Annotated in this window: 23 protein-coding genes; 7 read left to right on the top strand and 16 right to left on the bottom strand. The window is 66.6% G+C overall.

The genetic code is table 11. The annotated features are described in order from the left end of the window. Positions 1-121: 121 nt before the first annotated feature. Positions 122-1,036, top strand: coding sequence for a LysR family transcriptional regulator (locus QZ670_RS08385; protein WP_294253849.1), 915 nt, complete (start codon positions 122-124; stop codon positions 1,034-1,036). On the opposite strand, the gene QZ670_RS08380 is transcribed toward QZ670_RS08385, so the two are convergent. Continuing rightward, entirely contained in the window at positions 1,033-2,217 is a 1,185-nt protein-coding gene (locus tag QZ670_RS08380) for a HAMP domain-containing sensor histidine kinase (RefSeq protein ID WP_294253848.1), read from the bottom strand. The two genes, QZ670_RS08385 and QZ670_RS08380, sit on opposite strands and share 4 nt — an antisense overlap. Beyond that, positions 2,202-2,891 carry a response regulator gene (locus QZ670_RS08375; protein WP_294253846.1) on the bottom strand — a complete coding sequence of 230 codons (690 nt, stop codon included), beginning with the start codon at positions 2,889-2,891 and terminating at the stop codon, positions 2,202-2,204. Before QZ670_RS08375 ends, QZ670_RS08380 begins: the two co-directional genes overlap by 16 nt. Before the next feature lie 158 nt (positions 2,892-3,049). Here QZ670_RS08375 and QZ670_RS08370 point away from each other — a divergent pair, with 158 nt between their 5' ends. The 5 genes from QZ670_RS08370 to QZ670_RS08350 all read left to right on the top strand — a co-directional run bounded on the left by QZ670_RS08370 (position 3,050) and on the right by QZ670_RS08350 (position 7,080). Next, a complete protein-coding gene (locus tag QZ670_RS08370) occupies positions 3,050-3,733 on the top strand; it encodes an outer membrane beta-barrel protein (protein ID WP_294253844.1) in 684 nt (227 codons plus the stop codon). 59 nt (positions 3,734-3,792) lie between these two features. Next, entirely contained in the window at positions 3,793-4,302 is a 510-nt protein-coding gene (locus tag QZ670_RS08365) for a DUF2141 domain-containing protein (protein WP_294253842.1), read from the top strand. Continuing rightward, on the top strand, positions 4,299-4,475 hold the full coding sequence (locus QZ670_RS08360) for a hypothetical protein (RefSeq protein WP_294253841.1): 177 nt from the start codon (positions 4,299-4,301) through the stop codon (positions 4,473-4,475). The genes QZ670_RS08365 and QZ670_RS08360 overlap by 4 nt, the downstream gene beginning before the upstream one ends. A gap of 143 nt (positions 4,476-4,618) precedes the next feature. Further along, the gene (locus QZ670_RS08355) at positions 4,619-6,337 is read left to right on the top strand and encodes a hypothetical protein (RefSeq protein ID WP_294253840.1); all 1,719 of its coding nucleotides are present in this window, start codon (positions 4,619-4,621) and stop codon (positions 6,335-6,337) included. After that, positions 6,277-7,080, top strand: a complete 804-nt coding sequence (locus QZ670_RS08350) for an SDR family NAD(P)-dependent oxidoreductase (protein WP_294253838.1) — start codon at positions 6,277-6,279, stop codon at positions 7,078-7,080. Before QZ670_RS08355 ends, QZ670_RS08350 begins: the two co-directional genes overlap by 61 nt. Before the next feature lie 72 nt (positions 7,081-7,152). Here the strand turns inward: QZ670_RS08350 and QZ670_RS08345 are convergent, their stop codons facing one another. The 7 genes from QZ670_RS08345 to QZ670_RS08315 all read right to left on the bottom strand — a co-directional run bounded on the left by QZ670_RS08345 (position 7,153) and on the right by QZ670_RS08315 (position 12,842). After that, complete coding sequence (locus QZ670_RS08345) at positions 7,153-7,956, bottom strand: aldehyde dehydrogenase family protein (RefSeq protein WP_294253837.1); 804 nt, start codon at positions 7,954-7,956, stop codon at positions 7,153-7,155. Next, positions 7,953-8,342, bottom strand: a complete 390-nt coding sequence (locus QZ670_RS08340) for an SDR family NAD(P)-dependent oxidoreductase (RefSeq protein ID WP_294253835.1) — start codon at positions 8,340-8,342, stop codon at positions 7,953-7,955. Before QZ670_RS08340 ends, QZ670_RS08345 begins: the two co-directional genes overlap by 4 nt. Before the next feature lie 85 nt (positions 8,343-8,427). Further along, on the bottom strand, positions 8,428-9,669 hold the full coding sequence (locus QZ670_RS08335) for a multidrug effflux MFS transporter (protein ID WP_294253833.1): 1,242 nt from the start codon (positions 9,667-9,669) through the stop codon (positions 8,428-8,430). A 161-nt stretch (positions 9,670-9,830) separates the two neighbouring features. Beyond that, positions 9,831-10,448 (bottom strand): flavodoxin, encoded by a 618-nt coding sequence (locus tag QZ670_RS08330; RefSeq protein ID WP_294253832.1) that lies wholly within the window; start codon positions 10,446-10,448, stop codon positions 9,831-9,833. Between the two features lie 20 nt (positions 10,449-10,468). Then, positions 10,469-11,326, bottom strand: coding sequence for an aldo/keto reductase (locus QZ670_RS08325; protein ID WP_294253830.1), 858 nt, complete (start codon positions 11,324-11,326; stop codon positions 10,469-10,471). A 24-nt stretch (positions 11,327-11,350) separates the two neighbouring features. Then, on the bottom strand, positions 11,351-12,334 hold the full coding sequence (locus QZ670_RS08320) for an aldo/keto reductase (RefSeq protein WP_294253828.1): 984 nt from the start codon (positions 12,332-12,334) through the stop codon (positions 11,351-11,353). 175 nt (positions 12,335-12,509) lie between these two features. Then, the gene (locus tag QZ670_RS08315; protein ID WP_294253827.1) at positions 12,510-12,842 is read right to left on the bottom strand and encodes a helix-turn-helix domain-containing protein; all 333 of its coding nucleotides are present in this window, start codon (positions 12,840-12,842) and stop codon (positions 12,510-12,512) included. A 90-nt stretch (positions 12,843-12,932) separates the two neighbouring features. Here QZ670_RS08315 and QZ670_RS08310 point away from each other — a divergent pair, with 90 nt between their 5' ends. Continuing rightward, positions 12,933-13,811: an NmrA family NAD(P)-binding protein gene (locus QZ670_RS08310; protein ID WP_294253825.1), complete on the top strand. Its 879-nt coding sequence runs from the start codon at positions 12,933-12,935 to the stop codon at positions 13,809-13,811. Between the two features lie 509 nt (positions 13,812-14,320). Here the strand turns inward: QZ670_RS08310 and QZ670_RS08305 are convergent. From QZ670_RS08305 to QZ670_RS08275, 7 genes are all read right to left on the bottom strand, one after another. Continuing rightward, positions 14,321-16,033: a family 43 glycosylhydrolase gene (locus tag QZ670_RS08305; RefSeq protein WP_365894619.1), complete on the bottom strand. Its 1,713-nt coding sequence runs from the start codon at positions 16,031-16,033 to the stop codon at positions 14,321-14,323. Then, complete coding sequence (locus QZ670_RS08300; protein WP_294253824.1) at positions 16,011-17,330, bottom strand: family 1 glycosylhydrolase; 1,320 nt, start codon at positions 17,328-17,330, stop codon at positions 16,011-16,013. Before QZ670_RS08300 ends, QZ670_RS08305 begins: the two co-directional genes overlap by 23 nt. Positions 17,331-17,344: 14 nt before the next feature. After that, complete coding sequence (locus QZ670_RS08295; RefSeq protein ID WP_294253822.1) at positions 17,345-18,250, bottom strand: alpha/beta hydrolase fold domain-containing protein; 906 nt, start codon at positions 18,248-18,250, stop codon at positions 17,345-17,347. 51 nt (positions 18,251-18,301) lie between these two features. Then, a complete protein-coding gene (locus QZ670_RS08290) occupies positions 18,302-20,674 on the bottom strand; it encodes a TonB-dependent receptor (RefSeq protein ID WP_294253820.1) in 2,373 nt (790 codons plus the stop codon). Positions 20,675-20,764: 90 nt separating this feature from the next. Next, positions 20,765-21,751: a fumarylacetoacetate hydrolase family protein gene (locus tag QZ670_RS08285; protein ID WP_294253819.1), complete on the bottom strand. Its 987-nt coding sequence runs from the start codon at positions 21,749-21,751 to the stop codon at positions 20,765-20,767. A gap of 3 nt (positions 21,752-21,754) precedes the next feature. Then, positions 21,755-22,534 (bottom strand): cyclase family protein, encoded by a 780-nt coding sequence (locus tag QZ670_RS08280; RefSeq protein ID WP_294253818.1) that lies wholly within the window; start codon positions 22,532-22,534, stop codon positions 21,755-21,757. Positions 22,535-22,551: 17 nt separating this feature from the next. Further along, positions 22,552-23,709: an alpha/beta fold hydrolase gene (locus QZ670_RS08275; RefSeq protein WP_294253817.1), complete on the bottom strand. Its 1,158-nt coding sequence runs from the start codon at positions 23,707-23,709 to the stop codon at positions 22,552-22,554.

Genomic DNA, 23,709 nt, shown 5'->3' with positions numbered 1-23,709 from the left:
GCACGTCTGGCTGGCCACCATGTCCGTCTCATTGCGTCGCGCGCCACGGTCGCTGCGCGGGCTTCGGCAGAACCCGTGTGATCGCATCGACGTCCGGCAGGAATGCGATTAAACCGACACCATGAGACGCGAAGAACTAGTCGATCTGAGCGCGTTCATGGCGGTCGCCGAGGAACAGAACTTCACCAAGGCAGCCGCGAAGCTGGGAACCTCCCAGTCCGCGCTCAGCCACACGGTCCGACGGCTGGAAACGCGCCTCGGCGTGAAGCTGCTGACCCGAACGACGCGAAGCGTCGCACCGACGGAGGCTGGGGAACGGCTGCTGGCAACCTTGCGGCCGGCGCTGGGCGCGATCGGGGACCAACTGGCGGCCATCAGCGAACTTCGCGATCGGCCCTCCGGCACCATCCGCATCACGGCCGGCGATCATGCCGCGCGGACCGTGCTGTGGCCGGTGGTTGCGCAACTGCTGCCCGAATATCCCGAGGTCCATGTCGAGATCAGCGTCGACGGCGCCTTCGCCGACATCGTCGCGGAGCGTTTCGATGCGGGCGTCCGGCTCGGCGAGGCGCTGGCCAAGGACATGATCGCGGTCCGGATCAGTCCGGAGCTTCGCATGGTGGTGGTCGCGTCCCCCGCCTATCTCGCGCACGCCGGAACGCCGCGCACCCCGCAGGATCTCGCCCAGCATCGTTGCATCAACCGCCGCATGCTGGGCTCGGGGGGCCTCTATGCCTGGGAACTGGAGAAGGACGGACACGAACTCCGCGTGCGTGTCGAGGGGCAGCTGACGCTCAACACGAGCGATCTCATCCGCCGCGCGGCGCTCGCCGGCCTTGGACTAGCCTTTGTGATGGAGGACGAAATCGCAGGGGATCTCGCGGCCGGCACCCTGCAATGCGTGCTGGAGGACTGGTGTCCGCCCTTCCCGGGATACCATCTCTATTATACCAGCAAGCGCCAGCCTTCCGCCGCATTTTCGGTATTCGTCAATGCGCTGCGCGCGCAGCTTCGAACGCTGGAAACCAGCCGTTAGGCCGTGCGCGGCGGGGTGGCTTCGCGAGAAGCTGCCCCTTGCGGGAGTATGATCCTGAACACCGCGCCACTGCGGTCGGTCCGGTTCTGCGCGACGATGCTCCCGCGATGCGCCTCGACCAGCTTGGCGGTCAACGTCAGCCCCAGGCCGCTGCCCGGCTTGCCTTCCAGCCGGTCGGCGCGCGAGCGCCAGAAGGGGATGAACATCTGGCGGACGTCCTGCTCGGCAAAGCCGGGCCCCTCGTCCGCAACCTCGATCGTCACGCTGGTGCCGGTCACCGCGCTGGTAACACGGATCGTGCCACCGGGCGGGCTGTGCTTCACGGCATTGGTAAGCAGGTTGAGGACGATCTGACTGAGCCGCACGGGGTCGCCAAACACCCGCCCCCCGGCATAATGCTCGTCGAACCGGACGCCCGCTGCCTCCTTGCCGCCGCGCAGGTCGGCGACGCAGGCGCGCAGCACGTCGTCCACCGCGAGCATGCGCCGGTCCAGCGCCAGCTCGCCGGCATCGGCATGGGCGAGCGTTTTCAGATCCTCGACGATGCGGCCGAGATGCTCGACCTGCCGCAGCAGCCGCTGCGCCTCGGACGGGGTGGCGGGAATCATCTGGTCGGCGATGCCGTGCAGCCGGGCCTTCAGGATGGTGAGCGGCGTGCGCAACTCGTGGGTGACGCCAGCGGTGAAGATGGTCCGCTCGCGCTCATAGGCGTCGATATCGGACGCCATTCGGTTGAAGCTCTCGATCAGCTGGCCGACTTCGCCCGAGACGCCGCCCTGCTCGACCCGGATCGAGCGATCCCCCGCCGCCACCCCGGCCGCAGCCTCCGCAACGGCGATGATGGGGCGGCTGATCCGGCGGGCGAGCAGCACCGCGACCGCACCGCCGCTGACGATCGAGATCACCCCGATGCTGAGCACGAAACCGAAATCGCCCAGGTCCAGCGGCTCCCCGCCATAGCGTTCGAACAGCGCGAAATAGCGCGGGCTTCCCTTGAGCCCATGCGAGACGAGATCGAGCAGTTCCGCCTGCGCCTCGGGCGGCATGTGCTTCATCATCACGTGCAGCTGGAAATAGGCGGCGCCGTAATAGCCGATCAGCCCCACCACCATGGTGATGGCCGTCATGATGCCCGCGAGCATCAGCATCCGCGCGACGATGCTGTTCAGCAGTCGAGCCACAGCCGATACCCCACGCCGCGAACAGGCTCGATCATGTCGGCGCAGCCGGAGGCGGCGAGCTTCTGGCGCAGGTTGGAGACATGGCTGTCGACCACCCGGTCATAGGCCTCGCTGTCGGGCGAAACGGCGTCGAGCAGCTCCGCGCGCGAGAAGGCGCGGCGCGGGTGTCGGGCCATGTGCGCGAGGATGCCGAACTCGCTGGGGGTCAACTGCAGACGGTTTCGCACGTCGCCGTCGACAACCGTCCCGCTGCGCGCATCGAGATCGATCTCGAGCATCCCAAGCGTCAGCACCCGCCGCGCGGAAGCACCGCGCGCGCGCCGCAGCACCGCGCGGATTCGCTCGACCACCTCCGAGGGATTGAAGGGCTTCACCACATAATCGTCGGCACCGATCCGCAGCGAGGACAATTTGGTCACTTCGTCGTCCACCGCGGTCACCATGATCACCGGCGTGTCGACCTTGCGACGCATCGCCGTGAGCACCTCGATCCCGTCGCCGCCGGGCAGGCCGATGTCGAGCAGCACCAGGTCCGGCTGGAACTGGCCATGCTGGCGCAGCGCCTCCTGGAAGGTCGTCGCTCGCGCGACGGTGAACCCGCCATTTTCCACGTACAGCGCCAGCACCTCGGCGATCTCGCGCTCGTCTTCGACAATCAGGATTCGGTCGCTCATTTTCAGCCTCTCGGCGGCCTTATGGCACGGCCGTGTCGAGAAACGGTGAAGCCGGTCTCGATCGTTTCTCGATCGCTTGCGCAATTTCCCTTGATGCCCCGCGGCTAGAGCCAGGGCCGCAGCCGGCGCGCTTTCGCCGGTCCAACAAGGAAAACACCATGTCGCGTACCCTCCCCGTTCTCCTGCTTGCCGGCCTCGGCCTGCTGGCCGTCCACCCGGCACAGGCACAGGCGCAGGACGCCAAGGACAAGGGCATCTACGCCGTAGCCCGCGTCGGCGGCGTGATCCAGCCCGACCAGAAGCTGGATCGCAATGGTCTGCCCACCGTGACGATCGACGAGACGACCAAGTACAAGACCGGCATTACCGGGGAGATCGGCGCCGGCTACGACTTCGGCATGTTCCGCGTCGAGCAGACCGTCGGCTACACCAACCTCAAGCTCGACCGCGACAAGGCGCAGGACGGCGGCTTCAGCGCCAGCGGCCGGGCCAAGATGTTCACCGCGATGGTTAACGCCTATGTCGACATCCCGCTCAGCCGCACCTTCCAGCCCTATGTCGGCGGCGGCATCGGCGTGTCCCGCGTCGACGCAAACCTCTCCCGCGTCAACAACGCGACCCAGATCGGCAGCGGCTATTCGGGCAAGGACTGGGGCATGACCTGGCATGCCGATGCCGGGCTCGGCATCCGGATGAACGACAAGATGACCGTCGAGATCGGCGGGCGCTATTCGCGCACCGACAAGCTGGCGTTCAGCGGCCAGGCGGCAGGCGTTGCCACCACCTACAAACCGCAGCTCAACGCCGTCTCCGGCACCGTCGGCCTCCGCTACAAATTCTGAGCCCCTCCCCGGCGCGGGGCCTGCGCCCCTGCGCCTTTCCCTCGACGAAGGACTGCCGCATGAATCCCAACCTCCTGGGGCTCACCGCCCTCACCGCCCTGCTCGTTTCGCCTGCCGCGCTCGCCCAAGCCGAAAATTGTGGGCCGACCACCCCCAATGCCGTCCGCGGCGAGATCGTCGGTCTGAAGGACCGTTCCGGCCGTCTGCTCGTCGAGCTGTTCGCCCCTGCGGACGACGGCTTCCTCAAGGGCGACACCCGGTCGCAGGAGCACCCCAGCGCGCTGCGCCGCCTGTGGATCACGCCGCCCGCCGCCGGCCCGGTGACGGTCTGCCTCGCAGCCCCCTCGGCCGGCCGCTATGCGTTGCTGGTCACCCATGACCGCGACGGCACCCAGAAATTCAGCGTCGGCAAAGATGGCCTCGCCCTGCCCGGCAACACCCATCTCGGCCGCCACCGGCCGCAGTTGGCCGAGACGCTGATCAACGTGGACGCGGCCAGCCGACCGCTGACGCTGCGCATGCAGTATCTGAAGGGGCTGGCAGGCTTCGCGCCGGCATCCGACCAGTGACCCAGACCGGCGCCCGGCGCGTGCTGCTGGCACTCGTCGCGGTCGCCTTCTTCCTCGCGCTCGACAGCACGGTCCGGGCCGTGCTGCACGACGAAATGGTGAGCGCGATCGCCGCGCTCACCGCCTGCCTGTTGCTGATCTCTTTCCTGCGTCGGGGCAGATCCTCGGGCTAAGCGCGCTCGCCCAGGCGGCGGGCCTTGGTCGTACACCGCGCATCGAGCGGCCCGCCGCAATGCTGCCAGATCGAACCATTACGCATCCGTTGCATTTTCCGCAGCAGCTTCTTTCGGAACCCTCCTTCATGATCTCCTCGCCTTTGCGAACTGCTACCGTCTGTCTCACTGCCTCGCTGCTGGTCGGTACCGCTCTGCCCGCGCGCGCTGCCGCCACCGCATCGCCGCGGATCGATGCCACCTTCACGCCGCATGTCGGCGCGTCCGGCAAGGCGGACGGGGTCGCTATCCGCTACGTCGCCCAGGGACTGATCCCGGGCAAGCCGCTTGACCTGCAATGGGACCTGCTGGCGCCCTCTCCCGGGCGCTCGACCGACGAGGTGCAGGCCCTGATGGTCCGGGATCGCCGGGGCGTGCTGGCGCTGCACAGCACTACCGACGATGCCGCAGGGATGCGGCACTATGTGAGCGATCGCGCGCCGGTGGGCGCCGTCACTGTGCAGTATCGTGTGCCGGTGGCGATGGCGATTCCGCCGGACGGACGCGGACCGCACCGCGAGATGCAGGCGGCCGGCAACGGCATCACCACCAGCGGCGACGGCTTCCTGCTGCTGCCGGCGTGGAAGGGCACGATCACCCTGCAGGCGCACTGGAACCTGCCCAAGGGCTTCTCGGCATCGAGCAGCTTTGGCGACGGGGACTTCACCGCGACGCGCGACATCGCCGACATTCTCGACGCCTTTTACGTCGCGGGCACGCTGCGGCGCTTCCCCGGACCCGATGGCGCGCAGGGCTTCAACGCCGCGGGGCTCGGCCGGACCGACATCGACCTGCAGGCGCTGTTTAGCTGGTCGGCACAGGATTACGACATCGTGCGCCAGGCCTTTGGCGGGGCGAAAGGGCACAGCTTCCGCGCCTTCTACCGCAGCTATGACGGCGGCCGCCCGGACAGCGGCCGCGCAAATGGCGACGGCATCCTGCTTTACCTCATGCCGCGGCATACCGAAGCCGATGCGCTGTTCGACAAGAAATCGCTGATGGCGCACGAGATCGTCCATGTCTGGCAGCCGCGCATGGCGGCGGAAGACGGCGAAGACACGCTGTGGTTCACCGAAGGGTCGGCGAACTATTATGCCGCCGTCCTCCCGTTCGAACACGGGCTGATGACGGCTGCGGAATATGCCGTGCTGATCAACCAATATGCCATGGAATATTACGGGAACGCGCTGCGCAACATTCCCAACGCGGACATCCCGAACAAGATGTGGTCCGCACCCGATGCCTGGACGATCCCCTATGATCGCGGCGCGCTGTATTTCGCCGACCTCGATGCGCGGGTGCGCAGCCATAGCGCGGGCAAGACCACGCTGCTCGACTTGCTCAAGGCGTTCGCGGCGCTGCGCAAGGCCGGCAAGCCCCATGGGCCCAAGGCCTGGCGCGCGCTGGTAGAGGCCGAGGCCGGGCCCGAGGCGGCGGCAGCGTTCGACGCGATGCTGACCGGCAAGACGATCCTGCCTGCAGCCGGTGCCTTCGGTCCATGCGTGCAGGCTCGTGCGCTCCAGATCGGGGTGTTCGATCTCAACTATCGCAAGAAGAAGGGCACCAACGTCATCGAGACCGTCCTGCCCGGATCCAACGCCGAAAAGGCCGGGCTGCAGGTTGGCGATACGCTTGCCGGCAATGCCGATCTGGAGCCTGCCTTCACCGATCTGGACCGGGCGGTCGCCATCCCGATCCGTCGCAACGGCGTGAAGATGACGGTTCGTTACGTGCCGCGCTACGGCAGTGTCGAGGCGATGCGATGGGAACCGGTGAATACGCCGGCGTGCGCGGCGCGCTCGGTAGCGATCGGCGAAAAATGATGCAGCATGATTTCCATCGTCGCAGCGCGGTCGTGACCGGCGCAGGCTCCGGGATCGGCAGGGCGACCGCGCTGGCTCTCGCCTGGGCCGGCGCGAGCGTGGTGGCTGTCGACATGGCGGAGGCAGGGCTGGCCGCGGTAGAACGCCTGGGCGGCCCGGAGATTCATGCCCTTGCCGCAGACATCACCGATCCGGCGACACCGGCGCAGATCCTGGCGCGGGCCGGCGGGCGCGTCGATGTGCTGATCAACGTCGCGGGCATCATGGACGGCTTCCTCGCCGCCCATGAGGTCGACGACGAAACCTGGGACCGGGTGCTCGCCGTCAACCTGACGGCACCGCAGCGGCTGATGCGGGCGGTGCTGCCCGGCATGCTGGAGGCCGGGCGCGGCACGATCGTCAATGTCGCGTCCGAGGCCGGGCTGAAGGGCGGCTGCGCCGGCGCGGCCTATACCGCCTCCAAGCACGGCCTAGTCGGCCTCACCCGCAATACCGCCTTTCTCTATGCGACCAAGGGCATCCGGGTGAACGCGGTCGCGCCGGGCCCGGTGGCAACCGGGCTGCGGCCGGATTTCAGGTCCAGCCTCGCGGCCGAGCGGCTGCCCGACCTGATCAAGGCATCGATCAGCGGCATCGCCACGGCGGAGCAGATCGCGGAGGCGGTGCTATGGCTGGCCGGGCCGGCGAGCGGCAACGTCACCGGCGCGATCCTCGCCTCCGACGGGGGATGGTCGGCCGCCTGACCGACCTCCCCGCAACAAGAACGGCGCGCTTCCTGCGATGCGCGCCGCCCTTGCGACCCGATGGTTCGGTGTTCAGCCGAAATTGGCGAACTTGGTCACCAGATAGGCGTCGATGCCCTCGGTGCCGTTCTCGCTGCCATAGCCGCTCTGCTTGACCCCGCCGAACGGCGCTTCCGGCATGCCGAAATAATAGGTGTTGATGCCCACCATGCCGCTTTCCAGGCTGTCGGCCAGCTGGTTGGCGCGCGAGAGCGAGGCGGTGAAGGCGTAGGAGGCCAGGCCGAACGGCAGGCGATTGGCCTTCTCGATCGCTTCCTCGATCGTTGAGAAGCGCGAAATTATGGAGACCGGGCCGAATGGCTCGTCGTTCATGATCTTCGCGGTTTCCGGCACGTCGACCAGCACGGTCGGCTCCCACAGGAACCCCTCGCTGCCGATGCGCTTGCCGCCGGTGGTGACCTTGCCACCGTTGGCCACCGCGTCCCCGATCAGCCGCTCCATCGCAGCCAGACGACGCGCGTTGGCGAGTGGCCCCATGTTGGTTTCGGGATCGAAGCCGTTGCCGACCTTGATCGCGCTTGCGGCTGCGGTGAACTTCTCGACGAACGCGTCATAGACCGAGTCCTGCACGTAGAAGCGGGTCGGCCCGATGCAGCTCGCGCCGGCGTTGAAATATTTGTTCGGCACCGAGAAGGCGACGACCGCGTCGATATCGGCATCGTCGCAGACGATCACCGGGGCGTGACCGCCCAGCTCCATCGTCACCGGCGTCACATTCTGCGCGGCCAGCGCAGCAAGCTGCTTGCCGACCGCTTCCGGACCGGTGAACGACACCTTGCGGATGATCGGCGAGGAGATCAGCGTGGTCGAGATCATCCGGACTGGCAGGCGATCACCACACCCGATCCACCCGAGGCGATCACGTCGCCAAAGGTCTCCAGCAACACGGCCGTGCCGTAGAGATCGACCTTCAGGATGACCTCCGCGCTCGCCATCGACGGCGACACGCCTGCCGCATGGATAAGGCCCGTGATCGGACCCAGTGCGGTTGCTTGCTCGACCAGCGCCTCGATCGACGCCCGCGAGGCGATATCGACAACGGCAGTGCTGGCATCGAAGCCCGCGTCCAGAAGGCGTTCTGCCGCCGTGCTGGCGGTTTCCTCATGTACATCGGCCAGCAGCACATGCTTACCCGCGCCCACCCGGCGGGCGATCGCGAGCCCCAGCGGACCCGCGCCGACAACGGTGATGACGTCCTTCATTGCTCCACACCCTTCTGCCTTGCCGCCGGGCGGCCTTGAACATGGCCTTCTGAAAGGCCCTCCATCACGGGATCAAAGCGTGGAATCACCGCGGCAGCAGCCGCGTGCAGGCCAGGCTGCCCAGGCCACCGAGCGCCACGATCAGGCCCAGCGGCCAGGGCGTCCCGTCGGCCAGCACGCCAAGCAGCGCCGAGCCGACGATGCCGCTGCCGTAATGGATTGCACCCACCAGCGCCGAGGCGGCACCGGCACGCTCCGGCCAGGCGGAGAGCGCCGCCGCGAGCGAGTTGGCGACGATCAGGCCGTTGAGCGCGCAGAAGAGCAGCAGCGGCACAGCAAGGCCGGCAAGCCCGCCCCAGCCGGTAGCGGCCGTGATGGCCGCGGCGATGCCGGTGACGGCGGCGAGCCCCGCCCCCCAGCGCAGCAGCCGACCGCTGCCGAACCGAGGCGCCAGGCGTGCGTTGAGCAGGTTCACCGCCATGATGCCGAGGATCGCGGCGCCGAACAGCAGCGCGTAGAGCCGCGGCGGCACGTGATAATAGGTGATGAAGGCAAAGGGCGTGCCCGCGATATAGGCGAAGGCGCCGGCATAGAAGAAGCCGCCGATGCCCGCCGAGGCGATGATGCGACGATCGCGCAGCAGTTCGCCGTATCGCCCAATGGCGCGGCGCACGGCATCGGCATCGCGCTGGGCCGGCGCAAGCGTCTCCGGCACCGTGAACAGGGCAACGAGCGTGACGAGCCCGATCGCGACCAGCAGCCAGAAGATCCAGTGCCACGACGCGATCACCAGCAGCTGCCCGCCGACGAGCGGACCGACCAACGGCGCCGCGGCCATGATCACGATCAGCATCGACAGCTTCTGCGCCGCCTGCTCGCGCGGGAACAGGTCGCGGACCATCGCCCGCGACAGCACCACGCCGGCACAGGCACCGATCGCCTGCACCACCCGCCAGCCGACCACCTGCGGCGCGGTGGCAGCCATCGCGCAACCGGCCGAGCCGAGGATGAACAGCAGGATGCCGATGGCGATCGGCCAGCGTCGCCCGACCCTGTCGCTCACCGCTCCCCATAGCAGCTGCCCGAGGCTGAAGCCGACCAGATAGCCGGAAATGGTGAATTCCATCACGCCGGTGCCGGCGCCCAGATCGCGCGCCATCTGCGGCATCGCCGGCAGGTACAGGTCGGTGGAAATCGAGCCGAACGCCATCAAGGTCGCCAGCACTGCCATCACCCACAGCGACTGGCTGCGGGAGCGGGCGGCAAGCGCCGGCTCCATGCCGACGGTAGTCGACGGCGCAGGAGTGGAGGCGGAAGCGGGAGGCATGGCTTGTTCCTTCCATCGTCCCTATCGGGACCTGTTGCGGCCTTCCATCTAGGAGCTTGCGACGCTGTGAATTAGCCGCCGCGGACGGCAAGAACCTATACTGGCGGTTCATGAACGTGCCGAAACCACCCATCCTCGAGGTATGTGTTGGCCGCTGGACCCTATCCCCGAATCTGGTCCAGCCAGCCATTGACCGCGTTCAGGGTACGCCGCTCCTGATCGGCCTCCATCACGAAGGGCGGCTCGATCCGCGCACCCGCGGCATGTTCGGCCAGTACCTTCAGGCTGTTGCCGACCCCATAGCCGCCATGGGTGATGAACGGGCGTACCGTCTTTCCCGCCAGCGGGTGCGCCATCAAGAACGTGCGGATCGGCGGCGGCGTCGTTTCGCCCCAGATCGGAAAGCCGAGATAGACCATGTCATAAGCGGCGAGATTGGCGACGCGCTCGGCAAGCGGCGGCGCGTAGCCGCTGTCCCGCTCGCGCTGCGCCTGGGCGACGTGGCGTTCATAGTCCTCGGGATAAGGCTGCGCGGACCGAATCTCGAAGAGGTCGGCCCCGAGGGCACGCTGCAGCGTACCGGCAATGACCCGCGTGTTCCCCGACCGCGTCAGATAGGCGACCAGCGTTTTCGATCCGGGCATGACGGCGGCCCCTTCTTCCTCGGCACAGGCGGCAGTACAGGTGAACGCAAGCAGCGCGGGCACCGCCAATATCGCGCGTCGCGAAACCAGGTCCGCGACCTGCAGCGCATCTTCCCGCGAGGGACCGGCGGGCATGGCAGCCCGCCGGCGCGGGCTCAGATCTTCCGGGTGCCGAGCCATTTCACCATCGCCGGGTCGCGGTGGTCGAAGAAGCTGCTCTGCGCCTGGTCGAGCCCTGCAATCGCCTGCAGGTCGTGGGCGTCGAGGTCGAAATCGAAGATAGCGAAGTTCTCCGCCATCCGCTCCTTGCGCACCGACTTGGGGATGGCGACGATGCCGCGGTCGGTCAGCCAGCGCAGCACCACCTGGGCGATGCTCTTGCCGTGCTTGTCGGCAATCGACCGCAGCACCGGATTGCTGAACAGGCCGTTCTTGCCCTCCGCGAACGGGCCCCAGGCCTCGGCCTGCACGCCATATTCGCCGAGGACCTTCGCCGCGTCCTCCTGCTGGTGGAACGGGTGGATCTCGATCTGGTTAACGGCGGGCTTGACCTCGTTGTGCAGCACGAAGTCGACCAGGCGATCGGGATAGAAGTTGCTGACGCCGATCGCGCGGATGCGCCCCGCCTTGTGCAGTTCCTGCATCGCACACCAGGCGCCGTACACGTCGCCATAGGGCTGGTGGATCAGCCACAGATCGAGATAGTCGAGCCCGAGCTTGTTGATCGAGCGCTCGAACGCAGCCTTGGCGCCTTCATAGCTGGCGTCCTGAATCCACAGCTTGGTGGTGACGAACAGTTCCTTGCGATCGATGCCGTGGTTGCGGATGGCGGCGCCGACCGCTTCCTCATTGCCATAGGAGGCGGCGGTATCGAGCAGCCGGTAGCCGATATCGATCGCGTCGCGCACGCTGCGCTCGCATTCCGCCGGGTCCGGCACCTGGAACACGCCGAAGCCGAGGATCGGCATTTGGACGCCGTTGTTCAGCGTCACCTTGGGTACGGTGCTGGTCATGGTCCTGCCTTTCCTGCGAACGGTTCAGCGGTTGATCATGCGCTGCTGCGACGCTGCATAGCGCTCGCCGACGATTTCGATGGCATTCATCCCGTCGTGGAGGCGCGCCAGATCGTCCTCGGTCAATGCGAGGGTGGCGCCTCCCAGATTTTCCTCGAGCCGGTGGAGCTTGGTGGTGCCGGGGATCGGCACGATCCAGGGCCGCTGGGCAAGCAGCCACGCCAGCGCCACCTGCGCCGGAGTCGCCCCCTTCTCGCCGGCGATGGTGCCGATCAGTTCCACCAGCGCCTGGTTGGCGGCGAGCGCATCGGCCTGGAAGCGGGGCGAGGTGTTGCGGAAATCGCCGGCCGCGAACACCGTGTCGGCCGTCATCTTGCCGGTCAGGAAGCCGCGGCCCAGCGGCGCAAACGGCACGAAGCCGATGCCTAGTTCTTCCAGGAGCGGCAGGATTTCCTTTTCGGGCTCGCGCCAGAACATCGAATATTCGCTCTGCAGCGCGGTGACCGGCTGCACGGCATGGGCGCGGCGGATCGTCTCGGCCCCGGCCTCGGACAGGCCGAAATGCAGCACCTTGCCCTCGGCGATCAGGTCCGCGACGGCACCCGCCACCTCCTCGATCGGCACGTTCGGGTCGACGCGGTGCTGGTAGAAGATGTGGATGCGATCGGTGCGCAGGCGCTTGAGCGATGCCTCGGCCACCGCGCGGATATTTTCGGGGCGGCTGTCCAAGCCCTTGCTCGCGTCTCCGTGGGCAAACCCGAACTTGGTGGCGATCACCACCTGGTCGCGCACCGGCGCCAAGGCCTCGCCGACCACTTCCTCATTGACGAAGGGGCCATAGACTTCGGCGGTGTCGAAGAACGTAACGCCCTTTGCATGTGCCGCGCGGATCAGCCCGATCGCGTCCGGCCGTTCGATCGCCGGCCCATAGCCGAAGCTCAGGCCCATGCAGCCGAGCCCGAGGGCCGAGACTTCGGGGCCGGTGCGGCCCAGCGTGCGCGTGATCATCGTCTATCTCCTTCCACAGGGCGGAACGTTGCCCGCAACATCGAGGCAGGAAGATAGTCGCCAGGTTCAGGGGAGATTAGGTGCGAAAATGCGCATGGATCTATCCTTTGAGCTCATCAATGCCGCTGGAACCATCGGGACTTGCCGCCTCGTCCGGTGCCGGGCCGACGAGCGATCACATCGCCACGCTGCTGCGTATCCACTGATCGAGCTGGTCCACCAGACGGGCGACATCCTCGCCGGCAGCCGTCAGCCGATATTCGACGTGTGGCGGGACGACATCGTACATCGTGCGCGCCACGAGCCCCTCGCGCTCCAGGCCGCGCACGGTCTGGGTCAGCATCTTCTGCGAAAGGCCGTTGATCCGCCGGAGCAGCGCGCCGTTGCGCATCGCGCCGTCCCGCAACGCAAGCAGCACCAGCATCACCCATTTGTCGGCCAGCCGGGTCAGCAACGTCCGCGCGGGGCAGCTGGAATCGAAGGTGTCCGGCGAAAGAATTTGGTCCATGCCCCATAGGAACCAAAAGGTGTGTACTTGTCCACCAGTTCTTGCGGTCGCAGATGTTCGCCATCGAAACGAACATCAATGGAGACACGTGTGACGACTCATGGACAAGTTCTGGTGTATGGCGGCACCGGTCAGCAGGGGCGCCCGATCGTCGAGCGGCTACAGGCCGACGGCTACAGCGTTCGCCTGCTGACCCGCCAGGGTGCCGGCGAAGGACTGCCGGAGGGCGTAGAGACGGTCGCCGGATCGTTCGAAGACCCGGATAGCCTGGTTCGCGCGACGGCGGGCGTCCGCCACGTCGTGTTGCTGCTGCCGCTCGCCTTCGACGTCGAGGCCGCCGCCGGGTGGACCCGCAATGTCGTCAAGGCCGCCGACCAGGCGGGCGTGGAGCGCATCGTGTTCGACACCAGCGCGCCCGTGCCGGCCGCGCGCACCGGCGTTGCCGCCGTCGACGTGAAGGTCGCAGCCGAGGAAATCATCCGCGCCGCGACCGTGCCCTGGACCATCCTGCGCCCGACCATCTACCTGGGGAACCTCACCGCGCCTTGGTCGGCCCCCGGCATCGTCGGCAACCGGGTGGTCGCCTATCCGGTCGAGGCCGAGCGCGGCGTCTCCTGGATCAGCTGGGAAGATGTCGCCGTTGCGGTGTCGCGCGTGCTGGCGGATCCGGCCTTCGCCGGCCAGGCGCTGGACCTCGCCGGCGAGCGTGCGCTGACCGGCCCGGAACTGGCGACCGCGTTCGGCAACGTCCTGGGCGGCACGTTCGCCTATGCGCCCATCCCGCTCGACGGCTTCGAGGCCGGGCTGAACCACGCGTTCGGCGCGCCGGTCGGCACCGAAATCGCGCGGCTCTACGGATGGCTGGGCGGCGAGGGTCGTTCGCAGCTCGCACGGACGACGAGCGACAACGCGAAGCTGGGCCTGGAACCGATCGAGATCGAGCGCTGGATCGCAGCCCAGAACTGGTAAGCGGAGGCAGCGGCTCATCGGGAAGATCCGGCGAGCCGCTCCTGCAAGGATCGATGGCCGCCGACGAGGTGGCTCGATCGCGGCTTTCACCCGCCACGCACGGGGATATGCGGTGGGGAATGTTTCCCAGGATTGGCCGCTTCTGCCTCGGCTGCAATGGCCCCGCCCAGCGTCGCGCTGATCCTGATGCGGCATCGCGCCGCGGTTCGAAATCGAGGGCGGCGATGACTGGTCGATCTGCTGCTGCAGGATTCGATGGTCACAGGCAGCCGCACGTCCGTTCCGGTGAGGCTAAGGTCGGAATTCCAATTCCGGAAAAGTCGGAATACCCTCGGCGCCAAAGACGACAAAAGCCACCAACCCGGTGGGGTGGCGGCTTTTTGTTGGTTGCGGGGGCAGGATTTGACCGCTGTAGAACGCGCTTCCCTCTCCGGAGCCAGTTGGGGCCGTTGTAATTAGGCCTCCGTTCTCAATGTAGCCCGCTTTCTGCAGACAGTTTTCCCTCCAAATCACAATGCCCGGTAGCGAAATTGTCGGAAAGCAACTTTGCCATCGCCAGAAGCGAATAGGGCCGGCCGCAAGCTCAAGAGATCATCCATGGTGTTGGCGGTATAGCCTTCGACCTGGCTGCGCACCTCGTGGCGGGTCCAGGCCTGTCCATCGAGACTGTAATATTGAGTCACGATCTGATGATCGTTGACGATCCGCAGGTACATCTTGCGCGCCGGTGGCGCGGGTTCCTGCCAATAGGACGCCTTGCCGCCGCGGTAGCTAACCATCCGGCTGCCGTCGACCCCCATGCCCAAGAACAAACGGTTGTTGAAGAAGAGCAACAAACCGCCCTCGCTCGCGCCGCGCAGCTCCAGTTCCACGCTGATCTCGAACGCGCGGTCGCCCACCTGCTGCGTCAGCACCGATCCGTCTTGCGGGCCCTTGCCTTGCGCCTTCACGATCAGCGTGCCGGGCTCGAACTGGAGCCGATCAGGCGCGTCGGGCGAGCTTGCATAGAGGCTCCAGAGCCGCCCCATGTCCGCCTTGGCGAAGTCCGAGGAGCGCGCGATGCCGTGCGGCACCGCCGTGCCGCCAGGCTTGCGCAGCGGCCGCGACAGGTGACCGCCGGTGGCGTGGAACCAGCCGTCCGCTGTCCATTCGATCGGTTCGAGCAGCGTCTGGCGACCCAGCGTCAGATAGCCATTCTCAAAGCCGTGATAGACCATGAACCAGCGTCCGTCCGGCCCCTCGACGCAGGTGGCGTGCCCGCGCGACCACCAGCGTTCGTCTTCGGACCGGGTGCGAACGATCGGGTTGTGCGGGCAGCCCTCCCACGGCCCATGGATGGACCTGGAACGCGCAGCGACCACCATGTGCCCGGTCGCGGGTCCGGCGGTGCCGCCCACCGCGTTAACGAGGTAGAAATAGTCCCCCCGCCGAAACAGCTTGGGTCCTTCCGGCGAATAGGCCTCGGTGATCCAGTCGTCCGGATAGCGCCAGGCGGAATAGGCATCCTCGATCGGCCCCGCCGTCGAAAGGCCGTCCGGCGAGAGCCGCACGCGCTTCCCGCCGTTGAAGAACAGGTAGCGATGCCCGTCTTCGCCGACGACATGGCCGGGATCGATCAGCCCGCCGATCCCCATGTCAATCGGCGCGCTCCACGGCCCCGCCATCGACTCGGCATGAATGACGAAGATGTTTGCGAAACTCCTGAGATCCTTTGACCAGGGCGCCCGCATGAACGGAATGTAGATGTAGTAGCGGCCGTCATGTTTGGCGATGTCGACGGCAAAGCCGGTACCCAGCGGCTTTGTGAGCGCAGGGGCGAGCGGGCGCCAGTTCACCAGATCCCGGGAATGCCAGATCAGCAGCCCCGGCGCGGAATCGAACGAGGAGTGGGTGAGGTAATAGTCATCGCCGTCCTTCAGCACGGACGGGTCCGGATAGTCGCCCGACAGCACGGGATTGAGGTAACGCCCGTCGCCGAGATCGGCCTTGCGCTGACCCTCGACGCCGCGTGCCCATTGCGCGCCCGGCTGTCCCCACGCTTTCTCCCGCTCCGGCCCGGCACCTGATGCGCGCGGGGCGTTCTGCGCATGGGCACCCACGCCGCCCAAAACCATGGAGAGCGTGGACGCCTTCAGGAGATCGCGACGGCTGTTCATGTGGAGCTCCGGAACGGGGAAAGAATGTCGGGAGATCGGCCGCTCAAACCGCGTTTCGCTGGGCAATCTTGCCCAACACGGACGCGCTCGGTTTGGGCGTTCGCCGGAAGCTGGTGCGATCGACTTCGACCAACCCGAAGCGCGCCCGCTCGTCGCCGCCCCATTCGTAATTGTCGAGCAGCGACCAGTGGATATAGCCGAGCACCGGCACGCCCTCCGCCATGGCAGCCCGCAGATGCCCGAGCGCGGCGGGAATCAGGCTGGCGCGCTGGCGATCATCGGTGGTCGACACGCCATGCTCGGTCACCAGGATAGGCACCTTGGTCTCAGCATGGACATAGCGCACCGCATTGGCGAGCGAGGCGGGATAGATCTCGCTGCCGGCCACGTTCGTCGGCACGCCCTTCGGCGTCGGCAGCCTGCCCTTGGCGTCCCACACAGCGCGTTCGTAGTTCTGGACGCCGACATAATCGTCCTCGCGCGCACTGCGCAGCCAGGCACCATAGACGCGCTCGCGGTGCGCGTCGCGCATGCTGTTTGGCCCCGCGGCCTGGTCGTCTACCAGCGCCAGCGTGACGCCCACCGGCAGGTTCGAGCGGAGCGCCTTGATCGCCTGGCGTGCCATGCGGTGCGCGGCCAGCATGTTCCGCGTGGTCGCTTTCACATCCTCGGGCAACACCGTGTTGCCCACCGCGAATTTGGCGGACCCGCTCGCTTTAGCACAGGCGGCAAGGCTGGCGCGCAGCGCGCCGAAGAAGGGCGGCGGCAGCACCGTCTGGAGCAGCGGGCCGCCATTCGGCTCATTGAACGTGGTGCAATAGCGGATGCCGTCGCCGAGATGGCGGATTGCCCGCTCGCAATAGCGGGCGAACAGCGCGGGCGCACCGTCGTCGGTCCAGCCCCCGCGCGCGGCGAACCAGCGCGGCGTGGTGAAGTGGCAAAGCGTCACCACCGGCACCAGACCGCGCGCATGGCAACCTTCGATCATCGCCTTGTAATGATCGAGCATCGCGAGCGAGAATTCGCCCGGAACGGGTTCGATGCGCGGCCATTCGATCGAGAAGCGATAGGTGTTCAGACCTAGCCGCCGCACCAGATCCAGGTCCTCCCGCCACAGCGCGAAGCTGTTGCACGCATCGCCGGAAGGCGTGGCGGGCAGGCGCGGTTCGGTAGTTTCGAGCAGCCACTGGTCGGCATTGACGTTGTTGCCTTCGACCTGATGACCGGCCGTCGCCGCGCCCCACAGAAATCCCTTGGGGAAGCGCAGGCCCGATGCTTCCGCGGCCGCCGCTGCGAGCGGCTGTGCCGCAGCAATGCTCGCGGCGGAGGCAGCCAGCAATTCCCGGCGGTTCAAGCGCGACATTCCACCTTCTCCCCTTATCGCTTCGCCGGCTTCGTCAGACCCATGACGTCCAGCCACAGGAGGAACTGGTCGAGCCAGTGCGCCGTCGTGGTGCCGGGCTTGCCCGCACCGAAGCCGTGCCCGCCGTCACCGAACAGATGGAACTCCACCGGGCGCTTGGCCGCGCGATAGGCATCCACCAGCGGCAAACCTTTTTCGCGGTTGAGCAGGAAGTCGTCCGCGGCGACCGCGACAAACATCGGGGGCGCGTCGGCGGGCACCTGCATCGGACCCATATTCGGGTAGATCGGCGCGATGAAATCAGGGCGTTCGGCGCCGCCCTTCTCCACCAAGGTGCGGGCGAGGAAGCCACCGGCCGAGAAGCCCATGAAGCCCACCCGACGCGGATCGATGCCATAGGCAGCGGCATGCTGACGCACATAGCGCAGTGCGGACAGCCCGTCCGCCAAGGCTTCCGGCGGCGTGTCGGAAGGGGCGCCAAAGGCAGCGGGCTTGCCCTGGATCATCTTGGTCAGTTCGGCCAGAAACACCTTCTGATCCGCCGGGGTAGGCAGCGTGCGATATTTCAGCACGAACGCGGTGATGCCATGGCTGGCCAGACGCTTGGCTACCGCCCAGCCCTCCTTGTCCATCTCGAGCCCGAGAAAGGCGCCGCCCGGTGCCACGATCACCGCGGCACCATTCGCCTTGCCGGCGGCACGAAAGACGGTGATCGTCGGGCGCGTGACGTTGCGTACCGCCAGCACGCCGGCGCTGCGATGCCACACCTCGCGGTCGGGCTGATCCGGCGCCGGAAGCGGGATCGCGTCGGGCTGCGCCGGGGCCGCTTCCGCGACAGGCGAGATTTCCGATTGGGCATGGGCTGCGGGCGTCAGTGCGACGGTTGCAAGCAGCGCCGCTAGGAACATGGAAAGGCGCATGAATATCCCCTTGATGCGGGAGGGAGCGGTTCCGCCGCCCCCTCGTCCGGCTTAGAAGTCGAAGCCGAGCCGCAGCCCGATCGTGCGCACCGAATCGTAGCTGAAGCGCTGGTTTAACGTCAGCACCGGCGGCCCCTGCACCGGGTTGGCGTCGCCGCCATCCGAACCGATCGAGATCGGCCGGGCCTCGTTCGTGCAGTTCTTGCAGAACAGGCTGGCGGACCAGCGCTTGCTCTTCAGGCCTAGTCTCAGGTCGAACGTATCCCAGGTCGGGATGAAGAACGGCGTGCCCAGGGCCGAGGATTGCGGCGAGCGATGGTAATAGCCGATGCCGAACTGCGCATCGAGCTTCTCGGTCAGCGGTTGGCTATAGTCAGCACCGAGCGTGGCGGTAAACTTCGCCGAGAGCGGGAGCTGATAGCCCGCGGCGTTGAACGTGCCGACATAGCCGGGGGCGTCCGAACGGAGATCCGCACGGCAGCCGTTGCTGGTCTGCCCGGTATAGCATTGCGCGCCGGGGAAGTTGTCGAACTTGGCATCGACATAGGATGCCGAGCCTGACAGGGTCAGCCGTGTGGTAGGCCGCGCCTGGAAGGAGAAGTCGACGCCCTCGGTGGTCGCCGTCGCCGCGTTGCTGAGCACGAAGGTGCGTAGGGACGTGATCCACGACTGGACCTGCAGATCAGTGAACCGTGTGTGGAATGCCGAGACCGAATAGGTGATCTTGCCGTCGGCGAGGCGTCCCTTGATGCCGATCTCGCCGCCGCGCGAGATTTCCGGCCGCACCGCCAGCTTGGCGCCCGGCGCCGGCGAGGTGTTGGAGAAGCCCGGCCCCTTATAGCCTTGGCCATAGAAACCGTAGAGCATCGTCGACGGCGTCACCTGCCAATCGGCACCTAACTTGAAGCTGAAGTTGGTAGCGTCCGTCGACTCGACGGACCGATTGTTCGGCACGCCCAGCGTTACGAAATACTTGCCCACATTCTCGAGCAGGTCGATCGTGCCCTTGTCGTAGGTGACACGGCCGCCGGCGTTGAGCTTCAGCGTGTCGGTGACATGGTAGCTGAGCTGCCCGAAGCCGGCATAGCTGTTCTGCTTCAGGTTGTACTTGTAGTCCTGGCCCAGGAAGCTGGCGTTGCTCACCGGGCAGGCAGCGGGGGGCGCGCCGAGCTGGGTGGCGCCGACGCAGAAGGGGAAGGTGGGCAGAAGGAAGCCGGGGAAGCCGTTATTGCCGCCGCGGGCACCGACCACCGAACCTACCGAGCGATAATAATATAGACCAAATTGCCCGGAGACCTTGTTGCCTTCGGGCAGCGCCAGCCGCAGCTCCTGCGACAGCTGGTTGTAGACCTGCCGGCTATAGTTCGTATTGAAGAAGTTTACCGGCGTGTTGTCTGAATCGAACTGATAGGAGACGACAGCATTCTTCCAGGCGGTGATGCTGGAGATCTCCATCCCGTTGGACAGCGAATAATTGATGTTGGCCTGCAGCCCGCCGGTATCCGCATCGCGATAATTAGGCGCATCGCTGTTGTAGCGAAGGTTGTCGGCGCCGGACGGATAGCCCAGCCCGGTATAGGCACTGCCCGCGCCGATCTGCCGGAAGGTGATGTCATACCGGCCCGAGATCCCGCGCTGACGATTATACTCGCCGATCACATAGATGGAGAGCGCATCGGTGGGCTGGTACAGATATTTGCCCCGCAAGCCCAGGTTGCGCAGGCCGAAGTCGTTGCGCACGGCGCTGTTCACCGTCGGATACGTGACCGAATCCTGGCCGCTGTAGATGGCGTTTAGGCGCAGCGCGCTGTTGGTGCCGATCGGCAGGTTGACGGTCGAGCGGACCTGGATGCCCTGCCCGTTCTTCACCGGGCGGTCGCGCTGCACCGCTTCGACGTCGCCGGAGACGCTGGTCTGCCCCAGCACCGGCCGGTTGGTGGTGATGTTGACGAGGCCCGCCGAAGCGTTCTTGCCGAACAGCAGCCCCTGCGGCCCGTTCAGCACCTCGACGCGCGAGACATCGTAAAAGGCGTTGGCGGCGAACTCCTTGTTGCCAATGACCACATCGTCGAGCACCTGCGACACGCTCGCTTCAACCGTGGTAGCAAAGGTACCCGTGCCGACGCCTCGCACGGCGAAGGTGTTGTCCTGGGCCACCTGCAGGCTGGGCGCGAGCTTGGTAACCGCAGTCAGATCGTTCGCGCCGCGCTGCAGAAGCTCGTCTGCGCCTACGACGGTAACGCTGAGCGGCACCTTAAGGACATTTTCGCTGCGGCGCTGCGCCGTCACGATGATCTCGCCGACGCCGCTTTCGTCCTGTGCGGCGGCTGCCGCGGGTTGCGGTGCCGCGGTCTGCGCGAATGCGGCGATCGGTGTCACGCTGGCCAGCACAGTGGTCGCCAGCAGAATCTTTTGTACCTTCATTTTCACTCCTCCCCAACATTTGTGGTTGGTTGCCTCACCCGCCGGACGACATCGTTTGTTTCTGATCGCCGCGGCCACTCTGTGCCGAAACTAGGGACCCGTTCGGGGCTCCCGGGGTTCGGCCACCCGTTGTTCGATCGCACCGAAAGGTTGCGCTCCGGTCGCATCGATGCCGGCCATCCGGATCATGTCACCAAAGCTCAGGAAGGGCGTCTCCGGTGCGCCCTTCGTGATGATCTCGATCGCGCGGCGCTCCGAGATACAGGCGGAGCCCAGCGTCGCATAATCGCGGTTGGAGACCGTGCCGGAGCCGATGATCGTGCCCGCCACCAGATCGCGCGTGCGGGCGGCATGGGCAACCAGTTCGGGGAAGGAGAAGGCCATCTCGCGGCCGTTTACCTGCCCAAAGCGTTCGCCGTTCCACGCCACCGCCAGGTCCAGGCACACGCGGCCATCCTGCCAGCCTTCGCCCAGCGCGTCCGGGGTCACCGCGAAGGGCGCCATGCTGCACGCGGGCTTGGCCTGCACCCAGCCAAAGCCGGTCTTCATCTCGATCGGCGCCACCGCGCGCAGCGACCAGTCGTTGATCTGGACGACCAGCTTGATGTGCCGCGCCGCCGCTTCCGCGGAGACGCCCATCGGCACCGCATCGACGATCACCCCGAACTCGCCCTCGAAGTCGATGCCCAGGCTTTCGTCCGGGAACGGGATCGGATCGTTCGGACCGTAGAAGCGGTCCGACATGCCCTGGTACATCAGCGGGCGGTCGCTATCGATCGGATCGAGCCCGAAGGCGATCTGCATCAGCTCGCCATGGTTGGCGAAGGCCGAGCCGTCGAGCCATTGCCAGGAGCGCGGCAGCGGTGCGCGCAGCGTGGCTGCGCCCACCGGCTCCCCCTGCCCTGCCGTCAGCCGTTCGGCCAGCGCCGCAAGCGGGCGCGCGACGGCGTCCCAGCGCTCGATGGCCGCGAGTAGATTGGGCGCGATGCCGTCCGCCGACAGGCAACGAGTGCCGTCGGCGGAGACGACGACCAGGGCGCCGTCGGGCGTACCGTTGGCGCGGGTAGCGAGCCGCATTGCTCAGTCCTCCAGGATCGCGACGGCGCGCGTCCAGCCGGCCGAGGCGCCCTTGATCTTGTGCGGGAAGCAGCTGACCGTGAAGCCGTGCGGCGGCAGCGCCTCGAGGTTGTGCAGCTTCTCCAGGTGGCAATAGCCGATGTCGCGGCCGGCCTTGTGCCCTTCCCAGATCAGCGAGGTATCGCCGGTTTCCTTCACCTTTTCGGCAGTATAGGCAAAGGGTGCGTCCCAGCTCCATGCGTCGGTGCCGGTCACCCGCACGCCGCGCTCGGTGAGGTACATGGTGGCTTCATAGCCCATGCCGCAGCCGATATTGACGAAGTTCGGGTTTCCGGCCGCGCCGCCGGCGGCGGTGTTGACCAGAACGATATCGAGCGGCTGGAGATCGTGGCCGATCCGCGCCAGCTCCGCCTCCACGTCCGCCGCCGTGACGACATAGCCGTCGGGGAAATGGCGGAAATCGAGCTTCACACCGCGCTGGAAGCACCATTCGAGCGGTACTTCGTCGATGGTGATCGCGCGCTTGCCGCCGTCCATCGTCGGGTGGAAATGCCAAGGGGCGTCGAGATGGGTGCCGTTATGCGTGGTCAGCGTTACCCATTCGGCTGCCGCGAAGCCGGCGCCGTCGGGCGTCTGGTCCTGCGTCACGCCGGGAAAGAAGTGACCGAGCTCGCCCACCGTCTCGGCATGGGTCTGATAGGTGATCTTGGGCCGCATGAAGGGCGGATCGGTGATCACCTCGTTCTCGAGGGTGATGGACAGGTCGATGAAGCGGCGGGCCATGGGTGGTCTCCGGGAAGTCAGGCGGTGTGGCCGCTGAGGGTTTCGGCGAACCAGTCGGCGATGTAGTCGCGGCCGTACGCCATGTTGTCGGCGCCGACATGCTCGACGCCGCCTTCGCGCGCGGTGAAGATCTTCAGTTCGCGCTTCGGGCTGTTGACCAGCTGGTCGTAGCAATCATGCGCGTACTGGACGCTAATCTGCCGGTCGTTCGCGCCGTGCGTGACGAGGAAAGGCACCTTCACGCCGTCCATATGGCCGTTGAGGTTCATGTCCTCCGCCTTGGCGAAGAAGTCGTCCATGTCCCTGGCGCCGAACGCCCACATGACGTGCGCCCAGTAATGCGGCACCGGATTCTCGCCCTCACGCTTGAGGCGCTTCTGCTGCACCTCGGCCCAGTTGTGGTTGGCGCCCCAGCAGGCACCCGAGGCGAAGCGGGGTTCGTACGCCACCGCGCGCGGCGCGAAATGGCCGCCCAGCGAAATGCCGGTCATGCCGATGCGCTTGGGATCGACGTCGGGCTGCTGTTCGAGCCAATCGACGGCCTTCGAGGCCCAATGCTCCGAATGGGGATCGACGGGCAGGTTCTGCAGCCGCAGCGCCTCGCCCGAGCCGGGCTGGTCGACGCAGAGCGTGGAGATGCCGCGCCGGGCCAGCGCCTCGGGCAGGCGCGACCAGTAGAGCAGCTCCTTGCAGCTATCGAGGCCGTTGCAATAGACCACCACCGGCTTGGGCCCCTCGCCCGGCGCGCGGGTGTAGAGCGCCGGCATGGTGCCTTCGCCGAGCGGGATTTCCACCCGCTCGCGGTTGATCTTGCCGAGTGCGGTCGCCTTGTCGAAGGCGCCCCGCGCCTTCGCATAGGTTTCCTTGCGGCCGGGATGGCCATGGCCCTGCATCCGCTCGGCGGTGAACAGGTAGAGCGCGGCGCGTTCCAGCTTGGTGGAAGCGGAGAAAGCGCGGCCCTTGGCCTCGTCCTCGGCGGCGAGGTCAATCAGCTTGTCGCCCATCGCCGCCCATTGCGCCATGAACTGCGGCGTGCCGGCATCGGCACCGCTCGCCGCCGCATCCTTGATCGGCTGGCACATGTCGACGATTTCGCCGATCTGCCCGCCGCTCTCCATCGCGATCGCGACCGAGAGATTCCAGATGTAATTGGGGAAGACTTCGAACAGCGCCAC

This window comes from uncultured Sphingomonas sp. (genome assembly GCF_913774285.1).
In the GTDB taxonomy this organism is placed as follows: Bacteria; Pseudomonadota; Alphaproteobacteria; order Sphingomonadales; family Sphingomonadaceae; genus Sphingomonas.
Note: the sequence above shows the minus strand (reverse complement) of the source record. Positions and strands in the feature narration are given on the sequence as shown.